Source organism: Porticoccus sp. (assembly GCF_965660005.1).
Classification (GTDB): domain Bacteria; phylum Pseudomonadota; class Gammaproteobacteria; order Pseudomonadales; family Porticoccaceae; genus Porticoccus.
This window is the reverse complement of sequence record NZ_CBFHYF010000078.1, coordinates 1-2,991: the sequence shown is the minus strand read 5'-3', so window position 1 is coordinate 2,991 and position 2,991 is coordinate 1. Positions and strand designations below refer to the sequence as shown.

Sequence of the window (2,991 nt, the reverse complement as noted above, 5' to 3'; positions counted from 1 at the left end):
CAGGTCGTCAACTTCAGGCTTTGCGTGTAAACTCGGGCCAATAGAGGATATTTATAACGGAATACTCATAAACCATGCACCATTTCACTTTGAATCAACAAGTTGCAGCAGAGACTTTTGAAGACGAATGTATTATCGCGAACCTGGATAGCGGGCTTTATTACAGTGTTCAGGGCATTGCTGCTGGCCTGATCCAGGCCTTGCCGTGTGATGACCCTGACGCCACCATTGCGACGATTTGCGCATCGTTGGGCGAGCACCGCGCAACGGCTATCGCTGAACTCTCAGGCATTTGGCAGGAGCTGCTCAATGAACAGCTGGTGGTTGACAGAGCGCCCTCTGATGCTGCCCTGGGCACCGCAACGGCGGCGAAAGAGTACAAACACTCAGAGCTCAACCGCTACGCTGATATGCAGGACCTGCTGCTGCTTGACCCCATACACGATGTGGATGAAGACGGCTGGGAGCTCAGAGAACAAGCCACATAACTGAGTCCCTAGCCGCAACGATGTTCAATCTCAGTGATTATTTTGAGGAAGCGCTGGCACTTCTGGACAGGAAGTCCCTGTGCTATCGGGACAGGCTTGACCTGGGTGGCCACATTGTTGATCTGGCAACGCACTCCCCAGTACTGCGAGCCCAGTTTCTCCCCGCGCTCGCACACCTCGCCAGCGAGTCCGAGTCCAAGTCCGGATCGGATGCCAACCTCACCATCCTTTATGCCGACAGCAGCGGCACAACATCCCCCCTCAAAGCCCCGCCAATGGATTTATTTAACGGTCAGGGATACGCCGCCACCATTGACCAGAATGATGTCCAGATTTTTTACCAACCCTGGCTAAGGCAGGTTTTTCTATACTCGCGGCTCAGGCGCATTGGCCTGTACTGGGTCATCAACCCGGAGGAGGTGCCCTGGTGGGAGACGACATTCTCATTCCGTATTATTTTTCACTGGTGGAGCCGCGATCAGGACCTGCAGCTGATGCACGCTGGTGCCATCTCTGAAGATGGAAAGCGCGGCTGGCTTATTCCCGGCCCGAGCGGCTCGGGAAAATCCACCAGCTGTCTGCAGCTCCTGCTCAGTGGTCGATATTACCTGGGCGATGACTATGTCGTCCTGCGCACAAAACCGCCATTTAAAGTACACAGCCTGTATCAGTCCGCGAAAATCAATCATGATAATTTTGATGAGCGATTCACTGATTTGCACAGTCAGTTGCGAAACCCCCAGAATTATCGGGACCAGAAGGCCATCCTGCATATTGGCGAACACTACCCTGACAGGCTGTTAAAAAGTGCAGATCTGGTCGGCATACTGGTGCCGCGTATTGCATTGCCCAGTGTCGCCAAATCGACCACATCAGCCGTCTCGGCAGCCAAAGCACTGATGAGCATCGCACCCACCACGTTGCACCATTTGCCACACCACCGTACCGAAGCCTTCAGCAAAATCTCCACGGTCGTTAATGCGGCCCCCTGCTACCAATGGCTTTTAGGATCGGATAAGCACCTGCTAACCGAGTCTTTTGGACGTGTGACGAGCGATGAAGGAAGAAAAAATGCTTAGCGTCATCACCCCTGTTTACAATAACGGCGAAGAGTTACACCGGGCGATCAACTCGGTGCTGCAACAGGCTGAAATCAGCCCTGGGCAACTTGCTGTTGAAATCATACTCATCAACGATGGTTCGGATGCCCGGTGCTGTGAGTTACTGGCACAGATAAAAGATCAGTACCCACAGGTGATTTTGCTCAATCATGAGGAAAATCGTGGCCCGGCGGCTGCCCGCAACACGGGTCTCAAACATGCCGGTGGTGAGCTGATCAGTTTTATCGACGGTGACGATGAATGGCCCGAGAACAAACTGACGTTGCTACTGCCACACCTGAATGACCCCGGCACCAGGGTCGCTGGCGGCAAAGTCCGCTATGTCGCCGCCAACGGCACCCCCATGCCGAACATGCTCTTCGACCCGGAGACACAGGAGATTACCCATGTGCATCTGGGCGCCATCCTTGTCAAGCGACAGGTATTTGATCGCGGCATGACGTTTGATGAGAATCTGCGCTATAGCGAAGATGTGAATTGGTGGCTATTACTGAGAGAACAACGGCAGGGCATCGTGTTACTGGAGGAAGCGACACTGATTTACCATGTTCATGGCAACAACATGTCGGTGGAGAAAACCCCACAGGAGCTGGATCTCCTGAACGTGTTACGCCATTCCCTGCGTAGAAGGCGAGAGACGAAACAGAGTAGACCCCTGCGCCAGATCAACGACTTCAGGCGGTTTTATCGCCCGCTGGTCAGCGTCATTATCCCGCTGTATAACGGTGCCGAAACGATTGTTCGCACAATCGATACCGTAAAACAGCAAACCTATGAATCGATTGAACTCATCGTCGTGGATGATGGTTCCAGTGATGATGGCGCCGGTCGCCAATTGGTTGCTGAGCACTACCCAACTGCCACCCTGGTAACAACGCCCAACCGGGGCGTGGCAGCGGCCCGCAACACGGGTGCAGGCCTGGCATCGGGCAAGTACCTCGCCTTCCTTGATCAGGATGATGAATGGGAAGCAGACAAAACCAGCGCGCAGGTGGCGTATTTAAACGCCCACCCCTATGTCGGCTGGGTCACCTGTAATCAGACTTTGCATGCCCAGGAAGAACTAGTATTGCCCCGACACCTGTTACGCCTCCCCACCGATGAGCACCGGTCATTTGTGCCCAGTGCCCTGATGCTCCGCAGCCATGTTCTTGCCAGCCTCGGCGGGTTCGACTCCAGCCTGGTGGCTGGTGATGATACCGAGCTGATCGTCAATTTACGCAATGCCGGATTTGAGGAGGCCAATATTGAACGTCCCTTGTTAAGAAAGTGGTGGCACCAGAATAACGGCACCTACGCCAGCGACAAAATGCGTGCGGGCCTGTTCGAGGTCCTTCGTCGCCAATCGCAGCGCAAGAAAGGGGCACTGGTGCGATGACAGA

Annotated in this window: 3 protein-coding genes; all 3 read left to right on the top strand. The window is 54.3% G+C overall.

The genetic code is table 11. The annotated features are described in order from the left end of the window. The first annotated feature begins 74 nt into the window (after positions 1 to 74). The 3 genes from ACTF5G_RS10100 to ACTF5G_RS10090 are packed head-to-tail and all read left to right on the top strand — an operon-like array spanning position 75 to position 2,987. Positions 75 to 488, top strand: a complete 414-nt coding sequence (locus ACTF5G_RS10100; protein WP_438952676.1) for a hypothetical protein — start codon at positions 75 to 77, stop codon at positions 486 to 488. Positions 489 to 508: 20 nt separating this feature from the next. Then, positions 509 to 1,567 carry a hypothetical protein gene (locus ACTF5G_RS10095; protein WP_438952675.1) on the top strand — a complete coding sequence of 353 codons (1,059 nt, stop codon included), beginning with the start codon at positions 509 to 511 and terminating at the stop codon, positions 1,565 to 1,567. Beyond that, complete coding sequence (locus tag ACTF5G_RS10090; protein ID WP_438952674.1) at positions 1,545 to 2,987, top strand: glycosyltransferase family 2 protein; 1,443 nt, start codon at positions 1,545 to 1,547, stop codon at positions 2,985 to 2,987. Before ACTF5G_RS10095 ends, ACTF5G_RS10090 begins: the two co-directional genes overlap by 23 nt. Positions 2,988 to 2,991 lie beyond the last annotated feature (4 nt).

Excerpts from the sequence above, each read along its gene's own strand:
- ACTF5G_RS10090 (WP_438952674.1), top strand. The coding sequence starts at position 1,545 with ATGAAGGAAGAAAAAATGCTTAGCGTCATCACCCCTGTTTACAATAAC.
- ACTF5G_RS10095 (WP_438952675.1), top strand. The coding sequence starts at position 509 with ATGTTCAATCTCAGTGATTATTTTGAGGAAGCGCTGGCACTTCTGGAC.
- ACTF5G_RS10100 (WP_438952676.1), top strand. The coding sequence starts at position 75 with ATGCACCATTTCACTTTGAATCAACAAGTTGCAGCAGAGACTTTTGAA.